The sequence below is a fragment of the Pseudomonas sp. GM48 genome (assembly GCF_000282335.1).
In the GTDB taxonomy this organism is placed as follows: Bacteria; Pseudomonadota; Gammaproteobacteria; order Pseudomonadales; family Pseudomonadaceae; genus Aquipseudomonas.
On the sequence record NZ_AKJM01000003.1, the window covers coordinates 1 to 22,178 of the forward strand.

23 protein-coding genes, 1 pseudogene and 1 riboswitch are annotated in these 22,178 nt (G+C 59.7%); of the genes and pseudogenes, 10 read left to right on the top strand and 14 right to left on the bottom strand.

The window, feature by feature from the left end; genetic code table 11:
- From PMI28_RS27875 to PMI28_RS27860, 4 genes are all read right to left on the bottom strand, one after another.
- Nucleotides 1-850: DUF1329 domain-containing protein (locus PMI28_RS27875; protein WP_007981296.1), on the bottom strand; the 850-nt coding region annotated here is incomplete at its 3' end.
- Nucleotides 851-878: 28 nt separating this feature from the next.
- Complete coding sequence (locus PMI28_RS27870) at nucleotides 879-2,780, bottom strand: DUF1302 domain-containing protein (protein WP_007981298.1); 1,902 nt, start codon at nucleotides 2,778-2,780, stop codon at nucleotides 879-881.
- Between the two features lie 339 nt (nucleotides 2,781-3,119).
- Nucleotides 3,120-4,802 (bottom strand): fatty acid--CoA ligase, encoded by a 1,683-nt coding sequence (locus PMI28_RS27865; protein WP_007981300.1) that lies wholly within the window; start codon nucleotides 4,800-4,802, stop codon nucleotides 3,120-3,122.
- Nucleotides 4,803-5,062: 260 nt separating this feature from the next.
- Complete coding sequence (locus PMI28_RS27860) at nucleotides 5,063-5,692, bottom strand: LysE family translocator (RefSeq protein WP_007981302.1); 630 nt, start codon at nucleotides 5,690-5,692, stop codon at nucleotides 5,063-5,065.
- A gap of 282 nt (nucleotides 5,693-5,974) precedes the next feature.
- Between PMI28_RS27860 and PMI28_RS27855 the strand changes: the two genes are divergently transcribed.
- The 3 genes from PMI28_RS27855 to PMI28_RS27845 all read left to right on the top strand — a co-directional run bounded on the left by PMI28_RS27855 (nucleotide 5,975) and on the right by PMI28_RS27845 (nucleotide 8,821).
- Nucleotides 5,975-6,940: a 2-hydroxyacid dehydrogenase gene (locus tag PMI28_RS27855; RefSeq protein WP_007981304.1), complete on the top strand. Its 966-nt coding sequence runs from the start codon at nucleotides 5,975-5,977 to the stop codon at nucleotides 6,938-6,940.
- A gap of 33 nt (nucleotides 6,941-6,973) precedes the next feature.
- Entirely contained in the window at nucleotides 6,974-7,972 is a 999-nt protein-coding gene (locus tag PMI28_RS27850; protein WP_007981306.1) for a class I SAM-dependent methyltransferase, read from the top strand.
- Between the two features lie 50 nt (nucleotides 7,973-8,022).
- Nucleotides 8,023-8,147: riboswitch (yybP-ykoY riboswitch) on the top strand.
- A gap of 89 nt (nucleotides 8,148-8,236) precedes the next feature.
- Nucleotides 8,237-8,821, top strand: a complete 585-nt coding sequence (locus tag PMI28_RS27845) for a TMEM165/GDT1 family protein (RefSeq protein WP_007972537.1) — start codon at nucleotides 8,237-8,239, stop codon at nucleotides 8,819-8,821.
- A gap of 185 nt (nucleotides 8,822-9,006) precedes the next feature.
- Here the strand turns inward: PMI28_RS27845 and PMI28_RS27840 are convergent, their stop codons facing one another.
- The gene (locus PMI28_RS27840; RefSeq protein WP_033063015.1) at nucleotides 9,007-9,825 is read right to left on the bottom strand and encodes a M48 family metallopeptidase; all 819 of its coding nucleotides are present in this window, start codon (nucleotides 9,823-9,825) and stop codon (nucleotides 9,007-9,009) included.
- A 1,361-nt stretch (nucleotides 9,826-11,186) separates the two neighbouring features.
- Here PMI28_RS27840 and PMI28_RS31510 point away from each other — a divergent pair.
- Nucleotides 11,187-11,384: pseudogene (locus PMI28_RS31510) on the top strand (HAMP domain-containing protein); the annotation flags it as partial.
- A 111-nt stretch (nucleotides 11,385-11,495) separates the two neighbouring features.
- Nucleotides 11,496-12,239 carry a methyl-accepting chemotaxis protein gene (locus PMI28_RS31515; protein WP_413787378.1) on the top strand — a complete coding sequence of 248 codons (744 nt, stop codon included), beginning with the start codon at nucleotides 11,496-11,498 and terminating at the stop codon, nucleotides 12,237-12,239.
- 131 nt (nucleotides 12,240-12,370) lie between these two features.
- Here PMI28_RS31515 and PMI28_RS27830 read toward each other — a convergent pair whose 3' ends face one another.
- Genes PMI28_RS27830 through PMI28_RS27820 form a run of 3 tightly spaced genes read right to left on the bottom strand, consistent with a single transcriptional unit; the run spans nucleotide 12,371 to nucleotide 13,482 of the window.
- Nucleotides 12,371-12,994: an SOS response-associated peptidase gene (locus PMI28_RS27830; protein ID WP_007981312.1), complete on the bottom strand. Its 624-nt coding sequence runs from the start codon at nucleotides 12,992-12,994 to the stop codon at nucleotides 12,371-12,373.
- A 35-nt stretch (nucleotides 12,995-13,029) separates the two neighbouring features.
- On the bottom strand, nucleotides 13,030-13,290 hold the full coding sequence (locus PMI28_RS27825; RefSeq protein WP_007981315.1) for a putative signal transducing protein: 261 nt from the start codon (nucleotides 13,288-13,290) through the stop codon (nucleotides 13,030-13,032).
- A 9-nt stretch (nucleotides 13,291-13,299) separates the two neighbouring features.
- Nucleotides 13,300-13,482, bottom strand: a complete 183-nt coding sequence (locus PMI28_RS27820; RefSeq protein ID WP_007981317.1) for a CPXCG motif-containing cysteine-rich protein — start codon at nucleotides 13,480-13,482, stop codon at nucleotides 13,300-13,302.
- Between the two features lie 142 nt (nucleotides 13,483-13,624).
- On the opposite strand from PMI28_RS27820, the gene PMI28_RS27815 reads away from it, so the two are divergent.
- Nucleotides 13,625-14,788 carry a 1-acyl-sn-glycerol-3-phosphate acyltransferase gene (locus PMI28_RS27815; RefSeq protein WP_007981320.1) on the top strand — a complete coding sequence of 388 codons (1,164 nt, stop codon included), beginning with the start codon at nucleotides 13,625-13,627 and terminating at the stop codon, nucleotides 14,786-14,788.
- A 207-nt stretch (nucleotides 14,789-14,995) separates the two neighbouring features.
- Here the strand turns inward: PMI28_RS27815 and PMI28_RS27810 are convergent, their stop codons facing one another.
- Entirely contained in the window at nucleotides 14,996-15,274 is a 279-nt protein-coding gene (locus PMI28_RS27810) for a hypothetical protein (RefSeq protein ID WP_007981322.1), read from the bottom strand.
- 192 nt (nucleotides 15,275-15,466) lie between these two features.
- Between PMI28_RS27810 and PMI28_RS0128190 the strand changes: the two genes are divergently transcribed.
- Nucleotides 15,467-15,673 (top strand): hypothetical protein, encoded by a 207-nt coding sequence (locus PMI28_RS0128190; RefSeq protein ID WP_033063016.1) that lies wholly within the window; start codon nucleotides 15,467-15,469, stop codon nucleotides 15,671-15,673.
- Between the two features lie 193 nt (nucleotides 15,674-15,866).
- Here PMI28_RS0128190 and PMI28_RS27805 read toward each other — a convergent pair whose 3' ends face one another.
- The gene (locus PMI28_RS27805; protein ID WP_007981326.1) at nucleotides 15,867-16,451 is read right to left on the bottom strand and encodes a YajG family lipoprotein; all 585 of its coding nucleotides are present in this window, start codon (nucleotides 16,449-16,451) and stop codon (nucleotides 15,867-15,869) included.
- A gap of 202 nt (nucleotides 16,452-16,653) precedes the next feature.
- Here PMI28_RS27805 and PMI28_RS27800 point away from each other — a divergent pair, with 202 nt between their 5' ends.
- Together PMI28_RS27800 and mqo are read left to right on the top strand one after the other, a co-directional pair.
- The gene (locus PMI28_RS27800; RefSeq protein ID WP_007981329.1) at nucleotides 16,654-16,893 is read left to right on the top strand and encodes a hypothetical protein; all 240 of its coding nucleotides are present in this window, start codon (nucleotides 16,654-16,656) and stop codon (nucleotides 16,891-16,893) included.
- A gap of 737 nt (nucleotides 16,894-17,630) precedes the next feature.
- Nucleotides 17,631-19,139 carry a malate dehydrogenase (quinone) gene (mqo, locus tag PMI28_RS27795; protein ID WP_007981331.1) on the top strand — a complete coding sequence of 503 codons (1,509 nt, stop codon included), beginning with the start codon at nucleotides 17,631-17,633 and terminating at the stop codon, nucleotides 19,137-19,139.
- 192 nt (nucleotides 19,140-19,331) lie between these two features.
- Here mqo and PMI28_RS27790 read toward each other — a convergent pair whose 3' ends face one another.
- From PMI28_RS27790 to PMI28_RS27775, 4 genes are all read right to left on the bottom strand, one after another.
- On the bottom strand, nucleotides 19,332-19,619 hold the full coding sequence (locus PMI28_RS27790) for a PA4642 family protein (protein WP_007973850.1): 288 nt from the start codon (nucleotides 19,617-19,619) through the stop codon (nucleotides 19,332-19,334).
- Between the two features lie 63 nt (nucleotides 19,620-19,682).
- Nucleotides 19,683-20,168 carry a hypothetical protein gene (locus PMI28_RS27785; RefSeq protein ID WP_007981334.1) on the bottom strand — a complete coding sequence of 162 codons (486 nt, stop codon included), beginning with the start codon at nucleotides 20,166-20,168 and terminating at the stop codon, nucleotides 19,683-19,685.
- A gap of 170 nt (nucleotides 20,169-20,338) precedes the next feature.
- Nucleotides 20,339-20,812 (bottom strand): WbuC family cupin fold metalloprotein, encoded by a 474-nt coding sequence (locus PMI28_RS27780; RefSeq protein WP_007981336.1) that lies wholly within the window; start codon nucleotides 20,810-20,812, stop codon nucleotides 20,339-20,341.
- Between the two features lie 3 nt (nucleotides 20,813-20,815).
- Nucleotides 20,816-21,373 carry a hypoxanthine-guanine phosphoribosyltransferase gene (locus tag PMI28_RS27775; protein WP_007981338.1) on the bottom strand — a complete coding sequence of 186 codons (558 nt, stop codon included), beginning with the start codon at nucleotides 21,371-21,373 and terminating at the stop codon, nucleotides 20,816-20,818.
- Nucleotides 21,374-21,537: 164 nt separating this feature from the next.
- Here PMI28_RS27775 and upp point away from each other — a divergent pair, with 164 nt between their 5' ends.
- On the top strand, nucleotides 21,538-22,176 hold the full coding sequence (gene upp, locus PMI28_RS27770) for a uracil phosphoribosyltransferase (protein ID WP_007981340.1): 639 nt from the start codon (nucleotides 21,538-21,540) through the stop codon (nucleotides 22,174-22,176).
- Nucleotides 22,177-22,178: the final 2 nt, after the last annotated feature.

Sequence of the window (22,178 nt, forward strand, 5' to 3'; positions counted from 1 at the left end):
GCAGGCCATCGCCAGCCGTACCCGGACCGTCATACGACACTTGCGGGGCACGACGCACACGACGCTGACCGGCGTTGTAGACCCACGCCGAACGCGGTTCCTTCACCTGGTCGAGGGTTTCGTGCACCAGCAGTACACCACCGGCCAGACGCGCCGGCGCGGTCACTTTTTGCTTGAAGTAGAACAGGATGTTGCCCGGGTTTTTCGGGTCGTAATCCTTCATCTTGTCGCGGAACACGAACTGGTCCTGGAAGTACACCATGCTATATGAGCCATTCGGTTGCGGTGTCGCCTGGGTCACCAGGCGAGTCACGCTGCCCCCGCGATAGCGGGTGATGTGGTTCCAGATGACTTCCACGCCGCTTTTCGGAATCGGGAACGGCACCGCCGTTTCGAAGTTCTCCAGACCGTTACCGCCGGACACCAGGTTGGTGTTGGTGGCGTTGCGCTTGATGGCGGCGAACACGTCATCCGGCACGGTGGCACCGCGGTGGGACGGATACACCGACATCTTGAAGGTTTCCGGGTAGCGCTTGAACATCGCGTACTGGCCTGGGGCAAGCTTGGCCTTGTACTGGTCGACGTTCTGCGCCGTGATGGTGAACAGCGGCTTTTCGCTGGCGTACGGATCGGACAGGAAGCCTTTGCTGTCGACCGTACCGGCGTTCTTCGCCATCGGCTTCCAGGCCGGAATCGAACCGTCGGCGTTACCCGCCATTTCAGCGCCCATCGGGGTCAGGCTCTTGCCGAGCTTGTCGGCTTCAGCCTGGGGAACCGCTGCGATGACGCTGGTCGCCAGCAGCGAAAGGCCCAGAACACCGGCGTGGAACAGACTCTTTGTTATTTTCATATGCGTGTTTGTCCTGAAAATACAGTGCTTAGAAGTTCACGCCGAGGCTGAGCGCAACGAAGTCGCGGTCATCCACGGTGGTGTACTTGCCGTCGAAGAAATTGGTGTAAGCCAGGCTCGCGGTGTAGGTGTTCTGGTATTCGGCGTCGACACCCAGGCTCACCGCCTTGCGGCCCTCCTCGAAGTTGCCGCCAGGGCCAGGGGAATAACCGCTCACGTCATGGGACCAGGCAACGTTCGGCTTGAGGTTCACACCGGCAAACACGTCGTTGTATTCCCAGATGGCACGACCGCGGTAGCCCCACGAAGTCGGGGTGGTGAAGCCTTCGTTGGTGCAATTGCGGCTGCGGTTGTTGGTCGGAGTACCCGGACCGGCACCGTTGATGGTGCTGGTGTTGAGCGTCACGCAGGTATCAAGCGCGCCAGAGGCTGGCAATTCACCCGGGCCGTAGACCGGATCGCGGCCATAACGAACGTCGGAAGTGCTTTCCAGGCCGCCAACGTGGGTCACGCCCACTTCACCCACCAGGGTCAGACGGCTGGCGCCCATGACCTGGTCAAAGAAGTGCGTCAGGGTGGTCTGGAACTGGGTGACTTCCTTGCGACGATACCCGTGCAGGTCTTGACCCGGTACGCCGGTCAGCAGCGATGCATTGGTCAACGGGTTATTCGGGTTGTTATTGCCCAAAGGACGCACACCGGCGAACAGGATGTCGGTGGAGTTGAGCTGCACCGGAGCGTTCGGACGGTAGCTGATCTCACCGCTCCACGCCGTACCGGTAGGCAGGGTGGTGGAGAAGCTCAAGCCATACAGGCGAATGTCCTCGGGGTATTCGATGAAGTATTGCGAATTGCCTGCCACCAGCAGTGGCCCGAGTGCCGCGAACGGGCCTGGGAGCCCCGCGGCCGTGTTGTAGACCGATTGCGGCGCACCGGTGGCGCTGAAGATCGGTGCACGGCTGTGGTAGTTCATGAAGTAGGCGCCGAACTCGGTATCCAGCGGATCGAACATGTACTTGAAGGACGCGCCCCACTGACCGCTGTCGCGGGCATCACGATCCGGGCCACGACGCACCAGAACACCTTCTTCGTTGACGTCGACGCCGTTGGCGGCCAAAGGCCCCAGGGCAATGGCCGGAATTTGCGAACGCTTGTTCAGCACGCGCAGGTTGTTGTCGCAGCCGTCGGCAACGATGTCTGGCTGGGAGAAGAACGTGCCGCAGTTGTCAACGACGGTCTGGTCCCATTCAATTTGATAGAACGCTTCGGCCGAGAGGTTTTCGGTCAGGCTCTGGGACACATAGAACATGTTGACCGGGATCAGGCCTTCCTTGATCTCGGCACCCGGACGACGGAACGCGGACACGTCGATCGGGTTGATCGAGTTGATGCCGCCACCGATGAAGGTACTTTCACCCCAGCTCACAACCTGTTTGCCCAGGCGCACGGAGCCTGGCTGATCGGCGATGGAGTAGTTGTGGTAGACGAAGGCGTCGAGGAGTTGAGTGCCAGCGGACTTGGCGCCTTCCTTGCGGCCGTCGTCACTGATGTCCTTGAACGGACGGCTTTCGTCTTTCAGTTCAAAGTCGTACCAGTATTTGCCACGGACGAAAACACCGGTATCGCCATATTTCAGTTCAAGGTCATGGATGCCCTTGAAGATCTTCGAGAAGGTTTCGCCGCTCTTGAAGTTCAGGTGACCGTCATCAGAGGTCTGCGACAGACCCTTGCCGCCGTTGTTGACACCAATCAGGTTCTTGTTCGGCTGCTGAGTAGACCAACTGGCACCAATCGACAGGGATGAGTCGAACTGACCTTCGATTTCACCAACGTTGAAACTGACGCCGAATGCTGGCCCGGCGAGCGTAGAGGCAAGACTGACAGCCAGAGGCAGTTTCGCCCGGCGCCAGAACTGGTTTACTGATGTCATCGACCCTACTCCATGTGCATTTTATTTTTATGGCAGTGAGCACTTCTAAAAACGCTGTGGATAACCGGGAGCCATGGCATCCCAAAGTCATTCCAAAGTTGCATCGCCCCGGTTCGTGCGGTTGCCCCGTTCTTAAAAATCCTTGAGCGGACTATAGCCAGCAGGTAGTAGTGCTTGATCCCTCTAAAGTGTGATTTGCAGTTGCCAGCCACTCTGGATCAGTCCTTTCGCCAGTCCGACACCCGTCGGCCCGGCAAGGATGGCTGAAAATTTCGTTTTGACAAGCCAAGCGCTTGCTTGGTGGGGCTGGCGTGCCCTTTCGGGCACGCCGAGAGGCGCTTAAAGCGTCGAGAGAAAGGTGCTGTTGGTGGCTTGCCATTCGGTGATGTCGACACGAATGCGCTTCTTGTCGAGTTTGCCGACGCTGGTCTTGGGAATTTCAGTAACAAGGGCGATCTGGCTCGGGATCGCCCACTTGCTCAAGTGCCCCAGTTCCACAAACGGCTTGAGGTGTTCCTTGAGTTCACGGGCTCCAATCGCATGCCCCTCACGGAGCACCAGCAGGGCAAACGGCCGCTCGCCCCACTGCGGATCGGGGATCCCCACCACCGCTACTTCGCGTACCGCCGCATGACGGCTGATCAGGTCTTCCAGGTCCAGGGAGGAGATCCACTCGCCACCGGTCTTGATCACGTCCTTGATGCGGTCACGAATGTCGATCACCCCCATGCTGTCCAGGGTCGCCACGTCACCGGTGTGCAGCCAGCCTCCGGCCCAGAGCTCGGCGCCCTTCTGCGGTTCGTTGAAATAACCCTCGGTCAGCCAAGGCGCGCGCAACACCAGTTCGCCCTGGGTCTCGCCGTCGGCGGGCAAGAAGTTGCCCTCGGTGTCGACAATCGCCGCCTCCACCAGCGGCCCGGGCACGCCGGCCTTGATCCGGTAGGTGGTGCGTTCGTCTTCGGTGCCGGCCATCAGTTCGTCGTTGAGGTGCGCGCACGACACCAGCGGCCCGGTTTCCGACATGCCGTACGCCGCGGTCAACTGAATGCCTTTGGCCTTGGCCGCCTCGTACAGCGTGCGGTTCAGGGCACTGCCGCCGATGACGATTTTCCAGCCGCCGAAGTCGACGTTCTGCGCGGCCTTGGCATTGAGGACCATTTGCAGGATGGTCGGCACGCAATGGGAGAACGTGACCTTCTCCTTGCGCCACAACTCCACCAGGTATTCCGGGTCATAGCGGCCGGGATATACCTGCTTGAGCCCGAGCATGGTCGCCACGTACGGCAAGCCCCAGGCGTGGACGTGGAACATCGGGGTGATCGGCATGTACACGTCGTTGGTGCCCAGCAGGCGCACGCTATCGATCGCGCCCATGATGGTCGACACGCCCATGGTGTGCAGCACCAGTTGCCGATGGGTGAAGTACACGCCCTTGGGATTGCCCGTCGTGCCGGTGGTATAGAACGTGGTCGCGACCGAGTTTTCGTCAAAATCCTGGAAGTCGTACTGCGGGCTCGCCGCTGCCAGCAGTTGTTCGTATTCGCCGACGAGGTTCGGCAGTTCCGCGGTTTTTTCCGGCAGGTCAGTCAGCAGCAGGGTTTTCTCGACCGTGGTCAGTTGCCCCTCGATTGCCTTGTAGAGGCCGACGAACTCGCTGTTGACCAGCACAAAGCGGTCCTCGGCGTGGTTCATGGTGTAGAGGATCTGCTCCGGCGACAACCGCACGTTGATGGTGTGGATCACGGCGCCGATCATCGGGATGGCGAACATGCATTCCAGGTAACGATGGCTGTCCCAGTCCATCACACCCACGGCATCCCCGGGCTTGACCCCGGCCGCTATCAGCACATTGGCCAGGCGGGCCACCCGTTCGATCAGGGTCGGGTAGCTGTAGCGCAACTTGTCGCGGTAGATGATCTCGCGGGTTTTCTCATAACGGGCACCGGACATCAGCAGCCGTTTGATCAATAGCGGGTATTGGTAAGCGCCTTCGGCCGGGGGGATAACGCGAGTCTGCAACATAAGAATCCCTTTAATCTGACTGCACGGTCGTGACTGAAAGTACGCACTGTAGTGCCCTTGAACGCCAGCCAAATCAGCCAAAGGAATGATTTGCAGAACCCCGCAGATGCTAGCATTGCGCCAGCATTCGTGAGGTTTGATCATCTGTAGGAGCGAGCTTGCTCGCGATGAACCCGGGATTACCGCGGGGGGTCAGATATCAAGTGTTATCGTTGACGAGCATCGCGAGCAAGCTCGCTCCTACAGCAATAAGTATCTGATCAATGCATCTCGGTGAACGCCAGCTTCACGCCAATCGCAATCAGCACCGCGCCCATGGTCCGGTCGAACCAGTGGCCCATACGGGCAAAACCGGCGCGTACGCGCTGCTGGCTGAACAGCATCGCCACCAGGCAGAACCAGACTGCTGTCGCGGCCGCCAGGTAAACCCCGTAACCGGCCTGTACGGCCAATGGCGTGTGCGGGTTGATGACCACGGTGAACAGCGAGAGGAAGAACAGTGTGGCTTTCGGGTTGAGACCGTTGGTGACGAAACCCGAGGTGAAGGCGCCACGGGCCGTGCGCTCGCCGGCTTCCTTGTGCAGATCGTCCACCACAGGCTTGGCCGGTTGCGCGCGCAATGCCTTGTAGCCGATGTACAGCAGGTAAGCGGCGGCAGCCCATTTCAAGGCATTGAACAGCACAATCGACTGGGACACGATCAGGCCGATCCCCAACAGGGAATAACCCACGTGCAGGAAAATCGCCGAACCCACACCCAGCGCGGTCCAGGTGCCTGCGCGGCGACCATGGGTCACACTCTCACGCACCACGACGGCAAAGTCCGGGCCGGGACTGGCCACGGCCAGCAGGTGAATCAGGGCAACGGTCAAGAACTCTGTCCAGTACATGGGGGCTCCTTTGGGGCAGATTGATCAATAAAAATTCTGAAGCGAACTCAGTTTCTGTGGCGAGGGAGCTTGCTCCCGTTCGGCTGCGTAGCAGTCGCAAAACCGGATAATACGTAATGGTTGAACAACTCGGGTTGCCTGGGTTGGGGCCGCTCCGCAGCCCAGCGGGAGCAAGCTCCCTCGCCACGGGTTTGGTATAACCGAGGCTTTGCGTATCTATTTATTTCATCTGGTAGGCTCGGCAGATTACGCCTTCAGTTCAATGCACAAAAGGTACAGTTGATGACGAACACTCGCCGCGCCGTTTTCCTCGACCACCCGTCCCTGGACCTCGGCGACCTTGACCTCAGCCCGCTGCGTAGTTGTTTCAGCGATTTGCAGCTGTTCGCCCAGACCTTGCCCGATCAAGTCATCGAACACCTCAAGGGCGCCACCGTCGCCATCAGCAACAAGATCCTGATCGACGCCGCCGCCATGGCTGCCAGCCCTGACCTCAAGCTGATCCTGATCACCGCCACCGGCACCAACAACGTCGACCTCGCCGCCGCCCGCGCCCACGGAATTACCGTATGCAACTGCCAGGGCTACGGCACGCCATCAGTGGCGCAGCACACGATCATGCTGCTGCTCAACCTGGCCACGCGCCTGGCCGATTATCAGAAGGCCGTCGGCGCAGGCCGCTGGCAACAGGCCAAACAGTTCTGTTTGCTGGATTACCCGATAGTCGAACTTGAAGGCAAAACCCTTGGCCTGCTCGGTCATGGCGAATTGGGCAGCGCGGTCGCACGGCTGGCAGAAGCCTTCGGTATGCGCGTTCTGCTGGGACAAATTCCCGGACGCCCCGCCCGGCCGGACCGCCTGCCACTGAATGAACTGCTACCGCAAGTCGATGCCCTGACCCTGCACTGCCCGCTCAACGAGCACACTCGCCACTTCATCGGTGCCCGTGAACTGGCCTCGATGAAACCCGAAGCGTTCGTGGTCAACACCGCCCGCGGCGGCCTGATCGACGAACAGGCGCTGGCCGACGCCTTGCGCAACGGGCATTTGGGCGGCGCCGCCACTGACGTGCTGAGCGTCGAACCTCCCATCAATGGCAATCCGCTGCTGGCCCAGGATATTCCGCGCCTGATTGTCACCCCGCACAACGCCTGGGGCAGCCGTGAAGCACGCCAGCGGATCGTCGGTCAATTGACCGAAAACGCACTGGGATACTTCAGCGGTAAGGCGCTGCGAGTCGTCAGTTGATAAACTGCGGCACTTTTTTCCACGGGAGCAGTTATGGATCCGCGCAGTGAAGTACTGCTTCGTCAGGCCGAGTTATTCCAGGGTTCGGTGCTGTTGGCCGGTTTACCCGCCGACGACTTGCTGGGCCGTCTGCCCGAGGCTCATGGCTGGTGCTGGCACGCCGGCGATCAGGCCGCGCTGGACGCCCGCTTCGCCGAGCGCAGCCATTTTGGCGTTAACGCGCCGGAGCGCGGGTTCGATACCGCCGTAGTCTTTCTGCCCAAGGCCAAGGACCTGACCGATTACATTCTCAACGCCCTCGCCTCGCGGCTGGCCGGGCGCGAGCTGTACCTGGTCGGCGAGAAAAAAAGTGGCATCGAAGGTGCCGCCAAGCAACTCAACCCGTTCGGCAAGCCACGCAAACTCGACAGTGCGCGACACTGCCAGCTCTGGCTGGTCACCGTGGCCAACGCACCTGAAGCCAAACCGCTGGAAAGCCTGGCGCAGACCTACGAACTGCCGCTGGCCGAAGGCCCGTTGAAGGTCATCAGCCTGCCGGGGGTGTTCAGCCATGGTCGTCTGGATCGCGGCAGCGCGCTGCTGCTGGAACACCTGGACAAACTGCCCGGCGGTCACTTGCTCGATTTCGGTTGCGGCGCCGGGGTGTTGGGCGCAGCGGTGAAACGTCGTTACCCGCACAACCAGGTCACATTGCTGGATGTGGATGCCTTTGCCGCTGCCAGTAGTCGCCTGACCCTGGCTGCCAATGGTCTGGATGCCGAGGTGATTACCGGTGACGGAATCGACGCCGCGCCGATGGGTTTGAGTGCGATTTTGAGCAATCCGCCGTTCCATGTCGGTGTGCACACCGACTATTTCGCAACAGAGAACTTGCTGCGAAAAGCAGCGAAACATCTGAAAAACGGTGGCGAACTTCGCCTGGTAGCGAATAGTTTCCTGAAGTACCAACCGCTGATCGAAGAGCATCTTGGCGTGTGTGCGATCAAGGCAGAGGGGCAGGGTTTCAGAATCTACCGGGCCAAACGCGGCTAAAACTTCTTTGAAAAAGAAGGCTTGCCGAAAGGATTTTGCCTAGGCAGAATCCGCTCCGTCCTAGGGGAGTAGTCTCCCACGAGCGCCACGCTCGTCCGGCATGCGTCAACATACTTGGTCCTCAGACCATGGCGCATGCGACCCAAGCATCCACATCAGTTGGATCGCAGGGTTTGACAAGACCTATGACACGCACACCTTACCCGGGGCGGGAAGGCTGTACGTGTCATAGCCGTGTCGACCCGCCCCTTAGGAAAACCCCTGATGCTGGATTCACTACTCGTACCTACCGCAATCGTTGCCTTGGCCGAAATCGGCGACAAGACGCAACTGCTCGCGCTCATTCTCGCTGCCCGATTCCGCAAGCCCTGGCCGATCATCGCCGGTATCGTCGCCGCGACCCTGGCCAACCACGCGGCCGCCGGTGCAGTCGGTGCCTGGGTCGGCAGTTTCTTCTCGGATACGATGCTGCACTGGATCCTCGCCGCAAGCTTCGCCGCGACTGCACTGTGGACCCTGGTGCCGGACAAGATGGACGACGACGAAGCCAGCACCGCCCGCAAGTTCGGGCCGTTCCTGACCACGCTGATCGCGTTCTTCCTGGCGGAAATCGGCGACAAGACGCAGATCGCGACCGTGATGCTGGCTGCGCAATATCCGGAGTTGTGGCTGGTGATCATCGGCACCACGGCCGGCATGCTGATTGCCAACGTACCGGTGGTTCTGGCGGGTAACTTTGCCGCAGACAAATTGCCATTGACCCTGATCCGTCGACTGGCGGCGTCGGCGTTCTTCATCCTGGCGATTGTGGCGGTGTACAAGGCGATGCAGAGCAGTGGGTGGGTTTGACGAGGTAACGCAGTCATTGTGGCGAGGGAGCTTGCTCCCGCTCGGCTGCGCAGCAGTCGCAAACCCTGCATCCGCATTCTCTCTCAGGGAATGGGGATGCAGATATGGGGGGTTGCTTCGCAACCCGGCGGGAGCAAGCTCCCTCGCCACAAAAGCTGAAAACCTTCAGCTTTTGCTGATTGCAATCAGGACTTCCTGGCCTGCTCGTACAAAGGCATGACTTTCGGAATCGCCGCCTGCAACGCCGCAATACGACTCGCCGATGCCGGGTGAGTGCTCATGAACTCTGGTGGCGCCCCCTCCGAGACCTTGCTCATCTTGTTCCACAGGGTGATGGCGGCATTCGGGTTGTAGCCGGCGCGGGCGGCCAGTTCCAGGCCGATCAGGTCCGCCTCGTTTTCATTGGCGCGACTGTTGGGCAAGGTCATGCCGTAGTTGGCCACGGTATCGGCCAGGGCCATGGTGTCCTGCCCCAATCCCAACAAAGCACCGGCGCCCTGCTTGGCCATTTCGATGCCGTATGCCTTGGACATCGCTTCACGACCGTGCTCGCGCAAGGCGTGGGCGATTTCATGACCCATGATCGCGGCGATTTCATCATCGGTCAGTTTCAGGGTGTCGATCAGCCCGGTGTAAAAGATGATCTTGCCGCCAGGGCCGCAGTTGGCGTTGAGCTCATCGCTCTTGATCAGGTTGACTTCCCACTTCCACTGGGCCGCATCCGGACGAAACGTCGGTGCCTGGGCAATCAGCCGGTCGGCAATTGCCTGAACCCGCCGGGCTTCATTGCTGGTCTTGTCCAGCACACCTTTGCTGGACGCTTCGCCCACGGTCTTCTGATAGGACTGGGCGTACATCTGGTCGACCTCTTGCGAGGACAACATGCTAAACATGTACTGCTTGCGCTCAATACCCACGGCACCGCCGCTGGTGGTATTGACCGACTGGCAACCGGCGAGCAGCAGCGCTGCGCTCAGTGAACTGACAACCAAAATCTTGTTCATCAAAAAAACCCCTGAAAACATGCCGCGTATCCTAGGCGTGGAAATGTATCGGCGCCAGATACAACGGACGTAAGACGCACAATTCGGACAAAGCTCTCACCGGTGCAGGAAAAAATTCACAATCCGGGACGAGCCGCAGCCCATCACGCCGCACATTGATTCATTTGCGACATCCGGCCCGCAAAAACAATCATTTCAGCGACCCGCGCTCATGCCCGCCCGACACCCTGCCGATACACCTGGGCAGTCGTCCTTTCGCGTGCGGAGCCACCATGAAATTCAAGTCGATCCAGTTTTCCGTGGCGGCCCTTGCCGGCGCCATTGTCCTTAGTGTCGTGGCAGCGCTGGTGGTGTACGCGCTATTTTCCGGCGCGCGGACGCAAGACATGGTCCAGGAACGGACCCAGGCACAATTCGAGCAAGTCATCGAACAACGCCTGACGTCCCTGGCGCAAACCCAGGTCAGCCAGATCCAGCGTGAACTCGAAGCACCACTGCTGATAGCCGGCGCACTGGTGCGGGTCAACGCCCTGATCGGCACACCGGGTGCCGATGGCCAGCCTGCGCTGAGCCTCAGCCGCGAGCAATTGATCGGCCTGATCAAGGAAAACGTGGTCAAGAACCCGAAAATCCTCGGCACCTACATCGGTTGGGAAAAAGACGCACTGGATCACAACGATGCGGCCTACGTCGGCACCCAGGTGGTCGGCATCGACGCCAGCAACGGGCGCTTCCTGCCCTGGTGGTTCCGTAACGACGATGGCACCCTGGGCCTGGACAAACTGGTGGACGTCGACGACCAGAAAACCCTGTCCACCGGCGTGCGCGCCAGCGAGTACTACCTGTGCTCGAAAGAAACCAAAAAATCCTGCGTGATCGATCCGGCGCCTTATAAGGTGGGCGACAAAATCGTCATGCTCGCCTCCTTTATTGAACCGATCATGCTCAATGGCACCTTCCAGGGCATCGTCGGCGCCGACCTGTCGGTCAACTTCATCCAGGAAATGCTCCTGGGTGCCAACCAGAAGCTCTACAGCGGCGCAGGTGAAATGGCCCTGATCGGTGGCAATGGCCGGATCGTCGCCTACACCAAGGACCCGAGCAAATTCGGCGAGAAGGTCAGCGACATCCTCGACAGCAAGCAGATTGCCAACATGGCTAACCTCAAGCGCGGCGAAGTCACCTACACCGTCGACAAGGCCCAGGGCCGGATCGAGTTGTACCTGCCTTTCGGCATCGGCCAGACCGACGCCCGCTGGACCCTGATGCTGCAATTGCCGCTGAATGCGGTCATGGCCGACCTGCAAAAACTCCAGGCCGACCTGAACGCACAGCGCAAATCCGACACCTTCGGCATGGCGATGGTCGGCCTGGTGATTGCCGGTATCGGTTTGCTGGTGATCTGGCTGGTGGGCCATGGCATCGCCCGTCCGCTCAAGCAGATGGTGGCCATGCTCGACGATATCGCCCAGGGCGAAGGTGACCTGACCCGGCGCCTGACCAGCGACCGCGCCGATGAACTGGGTTCGATCGCCAAAGGCTTCAACACCTTCCTGGCCAAGTTGCAGGCGATGATCACCCAGGTGGTGACGTCGGTGCAGAGCGTCAGCGATTCGTCGGAACACACTGCCGACATCGCCATCCGCACCAACACCGGCGTACACAAACAAATGGCCGAGATCGATCAAGTGGCCACCGCAGTGCAGGAAATGACCGCCACCGCCCAGGACGTGGCGCGCAACGCGACCCAGGCTGCACAAGCCGCCAGCCATGCCGACCAGGCCGCCAGCCAGGGCATGCAGATCGTGCGCGACACGTCGAACTCGATTGGCGCCCTCGCCGTGGAGATCGGCCGGGCCGTCGGCGTGGTGCAAACCCTGGCCAAGGACAGCGAAAACATCAACGCCATCCTCACCGCCATTCGCGGGATCGCCGAGCAGACCAACCTGTTGGCCCTGAACGCGGCCATCGAAGCCGCCCGTGCCGGCGAGCAGGGCCGAGGTTTTGCCGTGGTGGCCGACGAGGTGCGTAACCTGGCGCAGAAAACGCAAAAGGCCACCGAAGAAATCCAGACCATGATCCAGCAACTGCAGCAAGGCACGCGGGATGTGGTGCGGGTCATGGAGGACAGCCAGAACCGCACGGATGAAAGCGTGCAGCACGCGGCCAAAGCTGCCGAAGCGCTGGAAACCATCACTCAGGCGGTGTCGGTGATCAACGATATGAACACCCAGATTGCCAGCGCGGCCGAGGAGCAAAGTGCGGTGGCGGACGACATCAACCGCAACGTGATCAATATCGGCCAGGTGGCCAATGAAGTGGCCGGCGGCGCGGATGAGTCGAGTGCGGCCAGTGCGGATCTGACCAAGCTGGCTGAACAGCAGCGGCGGTTGATCAATCAGTTCAGGGTTTGACCTTCAGGCCCTCTTCGCGAGCAAGCCCGCTCCCACATTTGATCTTCAGTGAACACAGAATATGTGTACAACAGAGTTCCAGTGTGGGAGCGGGCTTGCTCGCGAAGGGGCCAGCACTGACACCCAAAAACTCAACCCGGCGTCAGACACTCCGGCCCATTGAGCTTCGGATCATTCACCATGTTCGCCAACACTCGCTCGCGCAACGCGGCAGGCTCGCTGGCAAGCAATGCTTGCAAAGCATGCAATGGCGTCTCGGGATCCAGCCACGCGGCCTGCCCCGCCTCATCAAGAATCAACGGCCGCCGCTGGCTTGCCGCAGGTTGGGTAATTACGGCGGTACTCAGCCAAACCTGCTCCTGTACCGGATACGCCTCCCAGATCGCCGCAAAAAACAATGACGAGCCCTCCCCCGGTGTCAGCCAGTACGGGCGCTTGCGCGTCGTACCGCGCCATTCGTAGAAACCGTTGGCCGGCAACAGGCAACGACGCAAGCGCAGGGCTTCACGGAACATCGGTTGTTCGGCAACGGTTTCGGCACGGGCATGGGCCGGGGTGCGGGACAGATCGGTCAGCCATGGGGGCGTCAGGCCCCAGCGGGCGCGGGCCAGCGTGCGTTGGCCGTCAGGCCCGGCCCGCAGCATCAACACCGAATCATTGGGGGAAATGTTCCACTGCGCCTGCTGGTCGGCGGGAAAACCGGGCAGCGCCGCGAAGGCGGGATTCCAGCGAAACAGGGCATAACGTCCACACATGGGGCAACACGGCTCTTGATCAAACGAACGCCAGCCTAACAGACCAGCGTGCCGGGAAAGCTCTCCGGTTCATCGCCGGACAGCGGCAGCGCGGCATTGTACGCGGTGATCAGCTCGCGGGCGTATGCAGCCTGGTCGTTATCGACCGACAGCCCGAGCAGGCCATAGATCGGCAACTCGCCGCTGCCACCGAGCAAATCACGGCCCACCAGATGCGCCTCGATACCCTCGCTGGCGAGCATGCCTTGCAGCAACTCGCCTTCCATCAGGTTTTCCGGATCGTAGATGCGCTGCATACACGCCCCTCATTCGTTTTCACTGAACACTTCGAGATGCCATTCCTCTCCATGAACCTGCAACACGAAGGTTATCGGCCGGCAGCACACCTGGCAGTCTTCAATGTAGGTCTGATCGCCACCGGACAAATCCAGCGTCGTCTCGACTTCCTCACCACAATACGGACATTCATACTGCGCAGTTTCCAGCATCGCGGTCTCCCAAGTGACTTGTGCGTATAATCGCCGGTCTATTTGCAGGGCTATTTTTGTCTGGCTACTTTTTCAGACCGTGCCCCGCCGGTTTTCGATCAAAACCTTTACTTACCCTAGCCGTTTCTAACAAGAGAGCATGATGGGCGAATTCGATGCCATCCGACCTTACGACGACAGTGAAGTCCCGGCAGTGCTGGCACGACTGCTCGGCGACAAGGCGTTTCTAGATATCCTCACCCACTTCAGCTTTCCGCGTTTTGCCGGCGCTTTAGGCTGGGCACTCAAACCTTTTATAGCCCATCGGCTGCGCCGTGAGTTTGCCGGCGTGACCTCCGTGGCCACGCTGCAGGACAAAGTCGAGCATTACGTCGACCATACCATTGAGCGCGCCACCGACGGTGTCACTTATACCGGCGTGGAGCAATTCAAGTCCGGCAGTGCCTACCTGTTCATCGCCAACCATCGCGACATCGTGATGGACCCGGCCTTCGTCAACTACGCCGTGTACCACGCCGGCCTGCCGACTCCGCGCATCGCGATTGGCGACAACCTGTTGCAAAAGCCCTTCGTCAGCGACCTTATGCGCCTGAACAAGAGCTTCATCGTGCACCGTTCGATCAGCGGTCGCCGGGAGAAAATGGCGGCGTACCAGTTGCTGTCAGCGTACATCAATCACTCAATCCGCAACGATTGCGCCTCGATCTGGATTGCCCAGGCCGAGGGCCGTGCCAAGGACGGTGACGACCGTACCGAATCGGCGATCCTCAAGATGTTCCACATGAGCCGCAAGGACGAGCCGTTCGGCGAAGTCATTCAGTCGCTGAACCTGACACCGGTGTCGATCAGCTACGAATACGACCCGTGCGATCAGGCCAAGGCCCGCGAGCTCTACATCCGCGCCACCACCGGCAGCTACACCAAGGTGCCGGGCGAGGATGACGCGAGCATCGCCAAGGGCATCACCGGCTACAAGGGCCGGGTGCACGTGAACTTTGCCGCGCCGATCACCGAACTGTTCGAAGACACCAAGCAATTGGCGGTCGAGATGGACAAGCAAATCCTCAGCGGATACCGCTTGTTCCCGGTGCACTACCTGGCTTACGCACAGTGGAAAGATGCTGATCCAGCGTTGCAGGTGCCGAAGGCCGCCGACGTGTTCCCGGTCGAAGAACTGACCAAGGCCCAGGAAGAATGGCAACGCCGCCTGGACGCCTGCCCGGAAGAGCATCGGCCATTCCTGGTGCTGCAATATGCGACGCCGGTACGCAATCAGTACCGGGTGAAGGCTGGCTTACCACTTTAAGCGGTTCGCCCAGATACCAAAACGGCGCCCTCGAGGCGCCGCTTTGGTATCGGTGCACCACATAACCTGTGGCGAGGGAGCTTGCTCCCGCTCGACTGCGTAGCAGTCGTAAAGACAGTGCACGCGGTAAACACTGCTTACAGGTTTGGGGCCGCTTCGCAGCCCAGCGGGAGCAAGCTCCCTCGCCACAAGGTATGCGCTTGGACTTCAGACCTGCGTACTGATCCACGACACCAGCAACGCCATGCCCATGCAGGCAAAGCCGAAGATGTAGAAAAACCGGTTCATGCGCAAGGTCGCCCAATCCAGCGTGGGTTCTACATTGGGGCGACTCTGGCGCTGCGCCTGCAAACCGGCCATCGCGCGCAGCTCGCGACGACGGGTGGCGTGCAGCAACCAGCCGCCCGGGAAGGCAAAGAGCAAGGCCAGCAGATTGATCAATTTGGCGGGATGGGCGGTAAACAGCGTCATCAAGTGCAGCGACATCACGAACCTCGGGGAAAACGGGTGTGGCTGGTGCCGGACCGGCGACCGCGGCGCGGATTCTACCGAAAGCATTCGCGCCTGCCCTCAGTTTCCGACAAATAACGAAGCAATTGATCAATGGCTGTCCTGAGTCACGGCTTCGTCATCTGCATCGGCGACCATGCGCGCCTCGAAACCGACAGGGACCACGTCATGCTCCACGCCGAAAACCAGGATCGTCTTTACCTCATCACCCCCAGCGAAGAACAACAAGCCCTCGTCGGCAGCCTCGCCTTCAACGTTCAGGACCGCCATTGGCTGGTGTATTGCGCCTTGGGCGGGCATCACCATGCGGATTTGCCTGAAACGGATTTACTGACCGGTGTGAGTGTGCTGGATTTCTACTCAGAAGCGGCCTGACACAACCATTCCCCTGTGGGAGCGGGCTTGCTCGCGAAAGCGGTGTGTCAGTCAGTATTAATGCTGTCTGACACACCGCTTTCGCGAGCAAGCCCGCTCCCACACTTGATCAGTGTGAATCTGACTCAACCCAACGCTCATGAAAAAGCCCGGGGCCATTGCTGGCACCGGGCTTTTTCACATCCGGCGAGCTTTATTCGCCAAGAATCTGACCCACGGTCGGGTCCTTGAACAGGCGGGTCAATGCATCGCTGAGCACATCGCTGACCAGTTTGGTGTTGGTTTCCTGGTTCGGCGCCATACCGAAGCGCTGGTCCAGGGACGAACCATAACGGCCGCTGTAGCGACGGTTGGCGTTCTGTACGTCCGAGCGGAACGTCGCGCCGATGGTGGCTTCGGTCACGTACAGGCCTTCCTTGGGCGACTGGTACTTCAACTCTGTCAGGGTCACGGTCAGTTGCGGTGCATTCATGGCATTGTTCGTCGGGGTAAAGCCCAACAGACGCACGGCGGCTTCAGCCTGGGCCTGAAGCTTCGGCAGGATCTGCGCGCCCTGCACGGTAATCGCGCTGGTCTCCGGATACAGGCCACCACGGGTGCCCAGTGTCGGCGACGGACGACCGTCCACTACACGCACCACGACGGGCTGGCCATGGCCGACCGGGGCCAACTGGGCGGTCAGCTTGGGTTCCGGGCTCAGTTGTTGCGGGCTGTGGGCGCAGCCAACCAGGGTCAAACTGGTCACAGTGATCAAACCGAACAACAGGCGTTGCAACATGCTCTTCTCTCCAGAATCAGGCACAAACAGGCCGGCAGTATAGCGGTGCGTTACTGCGGGGAACCAGCACCGCACAGTGATTGATGAAATTCTGACAACCCCCGGAAGGCAGTTCTTGTCACACAGATGTCACCGCTCATACACTTGCACGTAATGGCTTGCGATTATCGTTTTCTTCAGAAAACCAACAAGGTACTCCACCATGCGCCATCTGATCTCTCTGTTCGCGCCACGCCCGCTGCATCGCTGCTTCGCCCTGCTCGACCGCAACGGCCACTGCCAGGCCTTCAAGCAGTGCAGCCTCCAGCCCATGGGCGATGGCTGGGTTGAAATCGAAGAGATCCGCCTGAACTGGCTGAATCAGCCGCTGCCTGCCGGCGCCCGCGTCGTTTCGCAACAGCATCAGCCACGCTCGCGTGCACAGCAAATGATGACGACCTGACCAAACACCTAATAAAAGTCATTAAACACGACCATTTCCCTGCGTTTCTTAGATACAATCTCCCCCCGATTATAAGGACGTCTCCTGATCGGGCCTCGCAGCATCGTCAATGCGCTTGTGTTGACACCCCGCACCGCCCACAGAGAGCCGCCCACACAGATCGAGTGAAGCTGGCGCGCTTGCTGTTTTGTTGAGCAAAACCTCCACTTTTCGCGAATCTGCAGAGCTGTCATTACGCTCGGTCACTGAGCTGTTTGCCCGTTTTGCCTGCCCTGTATCCCATGGCGGCAATCCATCCGGGCACGGTGCCAGGCTGGGACAGCCCTTTTTGAGGTTCACGTCTTCAAAAGAGCGTGAAAAAAACGGGTTTTCACAACTTCACAAGAGTGTGGCGAGCAAATGAATAGTTTTGCGTCTGAACATGCACCATTAGCGTCTACAACAGCCCAACGACACAGGACCGAGTATTCCTCGAACACCGGAGCCTGAAGCCTGTCCGCTACGGATTTGGTTGCACAAACGGATGTATCGACCATAAGTCGAATTGCCTCCCGCGCGCTGAAATGAGTTCATATGGCTCATAGGCCCGGCAGGTAGCGTCCGTCGAAGTTGCGATAAATTGCGAAGATTCGGACATGGCGATCCTGCCATGAGTACCTGGGGCAACACTGACACGCCCCGGAACGCCTGGCAGCCATGCCGACAATTTGGTGCTGCAGATTTTGGAGACGCGTTAAATGGCGCATAACGAAGCAGTCGACGTAGTACTGGTTGGGGCCGGCATCATGAGTGCCACCCTTGCAGTACTGCTCAAAGAGCTCGACCCCGCGATCAAGCTGGAAGTCGTCGAGCTGATGGATTCCGGTGCCGCGGAGAGTTCCAACCCGTGGAACAACGCCGGTACCGGTCACGCCGGGCTGTGTGAGCTCAACTACACGCCGCAGGCAGCCGATGGCACCGTCGACATCAAGAAAGCCGTGCACATCAACACCCAGTTCGAGGTGTCGAAGCAGTTCTGGTCGTACCTGACCAAAAAAGGCACATTCGGCTCGTGCAAATCGTTTATCAGCCCGGTGCCACACCTGAGTTTCGTGCAGGGCGACAGCGGCGTGTCCTTCCTCAAGGAACGCTTCAAGGTGCTGAGCAAGCACCATGCCTTCGCCGACATGGAATACACCGAAGACAAGGCCAAAATGGCCGAGTGGATGCCGCTGATGATGCCTGGCCGCGATCCTGGCGAAACCCTCGCCGCGACCCGCGTGATCAATGGCACCGACGTCAACTTCGGCGCCCTGACCAACCAGTTGCTCAAGCACCTGACCAGCGCACCGGATGCCCAGGTCAAGTACTGCAAGCGCGTGACCGGCCTCAAGCGCAGCAACGGCGGCTGGACCGTCAGCATCAAGGACGTCAACAGCGGCAACACCCGTGAAGTCGACGCCAAATTCGTCTTCCTCGGCGCAGGCGGCGCGGCACTGCCGCTGTTGCAGGCCTCGGGCATCGAAGAAAGCAAAGGCTTCGGCGGCTTCCCGATCAGCGGCCAGTGGCTGCGCTGCGACAACCCGGAAGTGGTCAAGCACCACCAGGCCAAGGTGTACAGCCAGGCTGCCGTAGGTTCGCCGCCAATGTCCGTGCCGCACCTGGACACCCGCGTGGTCGATGGCAAGAAATCCCTGCTGTTCGGACCTTACGCCGGCTTCACCACCAAGTTTCTCAAGCACGGTTCCTTCATGGACCTGCCGATGTCGGTTCGTGCCGGCAACATCGGCCCGATGCTGGCGGTGGCGAAAAACAACATGGACCTGACCAAGTACCTGGTCAGCGAAGTGATGCAGTCGATGGAGCAGCGCCTGGATTCCCTGCGTCGCTTCTACCCTGAGGCGAAAGCCGAAGACTGGCGCCTGGAAGTGGCCGGCCAACGGGTGCAGATCATCAAGAAAGACCCGAAAAAAGGCGGCATCCTGCAATTCGGTACCGAACTGGTCGCGGCCAAGGACGGTTCCCTGGCGGCACTGCTCGGCGCTTCGCCTGGTGCCTCGGTAACCGTTTCGATCATGCTGGAACTGATCGAGAAATGCTTCCCGGGCAAAGCCAAAGGCGAATGGGCTACCAAACTGGCCGAAATCTTCCCGGCCCGTGAAAAGGTTCTGGAAACCGACGCTGCGTTGTATCGCAAGATCAACACGCAGAACAACGTTGCCCTGGAACTGGTTGAAGCCAGCAGCGAGACCGAAAGCTACGCTTGATTCGGTAACATGAAAAACGCCCCGTTCTCATCGAGAACGGGGCGTTTTTTATAGGCGGTGAAAAACTCTTTGTGGCGAGGGAGCTTGCTCCCGCCGGGCTGCGAAGCGGCCCCAAAACTCGGTGAACGCCGCAAACTTTGTGAGTGCTGCGCACTCAAGCGGGAGCAAGCTCCCTCGCCACAGAAGCCGGAGTCAGCCGCGAACTTTTTCAATCAGCTCGATGTAATCCGGCGCGTTGCGCTGATCCTTGATCAGGGCAACGAAGTCATTGCCGTGCTCATCCTTGCCATTCACGTCATAACCCGCTTCGACGAAGAACGTCAGGAAACGCTCAAAATCGTCGATACGCAGGCCACGGTAGGCCTTGACCAGTTTGTGCAGGGACGGAGAAGTCGCATCGACCGGCTCGAAATCGAGGAACAACTTGATCTGCTCATCGCCGATCTCGTCACCAATCACTTGTTTTTTATCTTTACGCATTGCCGACTCCAGCTCGCAGACATTACACGGGGCGGGCAGTTTACCCCCGCGCAGGCACAGGGCTCAACGCGGACGAGTGCTGCCGGTGTGCAGATCGGCCCAGACATGGCCATTGGCGTAGCTGAGAAACTGGCAATACACCGTATCGTTGCGCAACAAATCGATCACCACCCGGTATTGCGCCAGCGGGTAATAGAGCGTCAGGGTTTTGCTCGGCTCGTCGTATACCGGCTTTTTCAGGCTTTTGCTTTCACCATCGAAATTGACCAGCACCTGACTGATGGTAGCGCCCTTGTTCAGCGATTTGCCCTTGAGACGAATCAGCAACGGCGACGTGACCGGAATCGGCTGTTGATTGGATTGGCGCTGAGCACCGACCACTACCGAATAATCGGTGACCTGCATCAGTTGCTGCTGTTCGGGATCAGCATCGCGCAGAGTGAGATCGTCCGGTGGCAGGAATTGACTGTGCATGGGCGCCGGCGCGGCGGCAAGGGGCAGGCTGAGGGTCAGCAACAGGGCGGCACAGCAGCGGATGGAACGGCTCATGGCAGGCTCCGGAATCGGGGCCGAGCACTCTAACATGGGCTGAAGGAAGTGGTTCAAGTGCACAGAAACCACTGTGGGAGTGGGCTTGCTCGCGAAGAGGGAGTGTCAGTCACATCACTGCAACTGACACACCGCATTCGCGAGCAAGCCCGCTCCCACAGAGGCAAAGATCAGTCGAACTGCGCGCGCATCCAGGCCTGATACTCGGCAACACCAGGCTCGCCTTCGCGCGGCGCCCAATGCGCCAGCTCACCTTCACCGACCGGACGATAAGGACCGGCCTTGCATTCGAACATCAGGCTGTCGGCCTCCAGCACCACCAAACCGTGGAACACACCGGTTGGCAGGTCCACGCCAACGCAGTCGCCACCTGCCTGAAGCACAGTCTTGCTGAGTACCGTACCGGTCTCATCAAAGATCAACACGCCCAGCCGGCCCTTGAGGACCAGCAGGGTTTCAGCCTTGTTGTCGCCCAAATGCCGGTGAGGCGGGATGTACGTGGACGGCTGCAGCCCCACCGCCATGCGATGGCAAGCGTCTTCCATCTGATGGAAATTGTGATGCTGGCGCCCACGAGGATTGGCCGCGGCTTTCCCGGCCAACTCGGCGAACAAGGTCTGATCCAGAAAACGCGGCGTATCCATGTCTTACATTCCTTTAACGGCGAAAATCCCGTTGGCGTTACGCCAGTAGCCTTTGTAGTCCATACCGTAACCGAAGATGTAGCGGTCGATGCACGGCAAACCGACGAAATCGGCCTTGAGGTCAGGACGGGCCTTGCGGTCGTGGTCTTTGTCGATCAGCACGGCGGTGTGCACTTTACGTGCGCCGGCGTGTTTGCAGAAGTCGATGATCGCGCCCAGGGTGTGACCTTCGTCGAGGATGTCGTCGATGATCAGCACATCACGGTCGATGAAGGAAACTTCCGGCTTAGCTTTCCAGAACAGGTCGCCGCCGCTGGTTTCGTTGCGATAGCGGGTGGCGTGCAGGTAGGAGGCTTCCAGCGGGAACTGCAGATAGGTCAGCAGCTTGCCGGAGAAAATCAGCCCGCCGTTCATCACACAGAACACCACCGGGTTGCTGTCGGCCATTTGCTCGTTGATTTGTGCACCGACGCGGGCGATGGCCGCCTCGACTTCAGCTTCGGTGTACAGGCAGTCAGCCTCTCGCATGATTTGACGGATATGCTCGAGATCAGCGGACATGGCGCTCTCCAGGGGGTGACGGATTCGGAAAAGCCGGCAAAGGTACGCATCAAGCGAGGCCAGATCAAGCCTTTGTGGACTAACGTACTGTATGTCTATAGGACAACACCCTCGGATAGATTAATCTAGGCCGGTTTTTTTGCCCGCCGCCGGAGCCTTTCCCCATGCCCATCAATGAGATCCGCCACCCGCTGATCCGTCATAAACTTGGCCTTATGCGCCGCGCAGACATCAGCACGAAGAATTTCCGTGAGCTCGCTCAGGAAGTCGGCGCCCTGCTGACCTATGAAGCGACCAAAGACCTGCCGCTGGAAGCCTACGATATCGAAGGCTGGTGCGGCACCGTATCGGTCGAGAAAATCGCCGGCAAGAAAATCACCGTGGTGCCGATCCTGCGTGCCGGCATCGGCATGCTCGAAGGCGTGCTCAGCCTGATCCCGGGCGCCAAAGTCAGCGCCGTGGGCGTGGCCCGCAACGAGGAAACCCTCGAAGCCCACACCTACCTGGAAAAACTGGTACCGGAAATCGACGAACGCCTGGCCATGATCATCGACCCGATGCTCGCCACCGGCGGCTCGATGGTTGCCACCATCGACCTGCTGAAAAAGGCCGGGTGCAAGGACATTCGCGCCATGGTGCTGGTCGCTGCGCCAGAAGGCATCGCTGCGGTTGAGAAGGCTCACCCGGACGTGATCATCTACACCGCTTCCATTGATCAAAAACTGAACGAGCATGGCTACATCATCCCGGGGCTGGGCGATGCCGGTGACAAGATCTTCGGCACCAAGCAGAAGGACGCGTGACC

Excerpts from the sequence above, each read along its gene's own strand:
- PMI28_RS27870 (WP_007981298.1), bottom strand. The coding sequence starts at position 2,780 with ATGACATCAGTAAACCAGTTCTGGCGCCGGGCGAAACTGCCTCTGGCT.
- PMI28_RS27865 (WP_007981300.1), bottom strand. The coding sequence starts at position 4,802 with ATGTTGCAGACTCGCGTTATCCCCCCGGCCGAAGGCGCTTACCAATAC.
- PMI28_RS27860 (WP_007981302.1), bottom strand. The coding sequence starts at position 5,692 with ATGTACTGGACAGAGTTCTTGACCGTTGCCCTGATTCACCTGCTGGCC.
- PMI28_RS27855 (WP_007981304.1), top strand. The coding sequence starts at position 5,975 with ATGACGAACACTCGCCGCGCCGTTTTCCTCGACCACCCGTCCCTGGAC.
- PMI28_RS27850 (WP_007981306.1), top strand. The coding sequence starts at position 6,974 with ATGGATCCGCGCAGTGAAGTACTGCTTCGTCAGGCCGAGTTATTCCAG.
- PMI28_RS27845 (WP_007972537.1), top strand. The coding sequence starts at position 8,237 with ATGCTGGATTCACTACTCGTACCTACCGCAATCGTTGCCTTGGCCGAA.
- PMI28_RS27840 (WP_033063015.1), bottom strand. The coding sequence starts at position 9,825 with ATGAACAAGATTTTGGTTGTCAGTTCACTGAGCGCAGCGCTGCTGCTC.
- PMI28_RS31515 (WP_413787378.1), top strand. The coding sequence starts at position 11,496 with ATGGCCGAGATCGATCAAGTGGCCACCGCAGTGCAGGAAATGACCGCC.
- PMI28_RS27830 (WP_007981312.1), bottom strand. The coding sequence starts at position 12,994 with ATGTGTGGACGTTATGCCCTGTTTCGCTGGAATCCCGCCTTCGCGGCG.
- PMI28_RS27825 (WP_007981315.1), bottom strand. The coding sequence starts at position 13,290 with ATGCAGCGCATCTACGATCCGGAAAACCTGATGGAAGGCGAGTTGCTG.
- PMI28_RS27820 (WP_007981317.1), bottom strand. The coding sequence starts at position 13,482 with ATGCTGGAAACTGCGCAGTATGAATGTCCGTATTGTGGTGAGGAAGTC.
- PMI28_RS27815 (WP_007981320.1), top strand. The coding sequence starts at position 13,625 with ATGGGCGAATTCGATGCCATCCGACCTTACGACGACAGTGAAGTCCCG.
- PMI28_RS27810 (WP_007981322.1), bottom strand. The coding sequence starts at position 15,274 with ATGTCGCTGCACTTGATGACGCTGTTTACCGCCCATCCCGCCAAATTG.
- PMI28_RS0128190 (WP_033063016.1), top strand. The coding sequence starts at position 15,467 with ATGCTCCACGCCGAAAACCAGGATCGTCTTTACCTCATCACCCCCAGC.
- PMI28_RS27805 (WP_007981326.1), bottom strand. The coding sequence starts at position 16,451 with ATGTTGCAACGCCTGTTGTTCGGTTTGATCACTGTGACCAGTTTGACC.
- PMI28_RS27800 (WP_007981329.1), top strand. The coding sequence starts at position 16,654 with ATGCGCCATCTGATCTCTCTGTTCGCGCCACGCCCGCTGCATCGCTGC.
- mqo (WP_007981331.1), top strand. The coding sequence starts at position 17,631 with ATGGCGCATAACGAAGCAGTCGACGTAGTACTGGTTGGGGCCGGCATC.
- PMI28_RS27790 (WP_007973850.1), bottom strand. The coding sequence starts at position 19,619 with ATGCGTAAAGATAAAAAACAAGTGATTGGTGACGAGATCGGCGATGAG.
- PMI28_RS27785 (WP_007981334.1), bottom strand. The coding sequence starts at position 20,168 with ATGAGCCGTTCCATCCGCTGCTGTGCCGCCCTGTTGCTGACCCTCAGC.
- PMI28_RS27780 (WP_007981336.1), bottom strand. The coding sequence starts at position 20,812 with ATGGATACGCCGCGTTTTCTGGATCAGACCTTGTTCGCCGAGTTGGCC.
- PMI28_RS27775 (WP_007981338.1), bottom strand. The coding sequence starts at position 21,373 with ATGTCCGCTGATCTCGAGCATATCCGTCAAATCATGCGAGAGGCTGAC.
- upp (WP_007981340.1), top strand. The coding sequence starts at position 21,538 with ATGCCCATCAATGAGATCCGCCACCCGCTGATCCGTCATAAACTTGGC.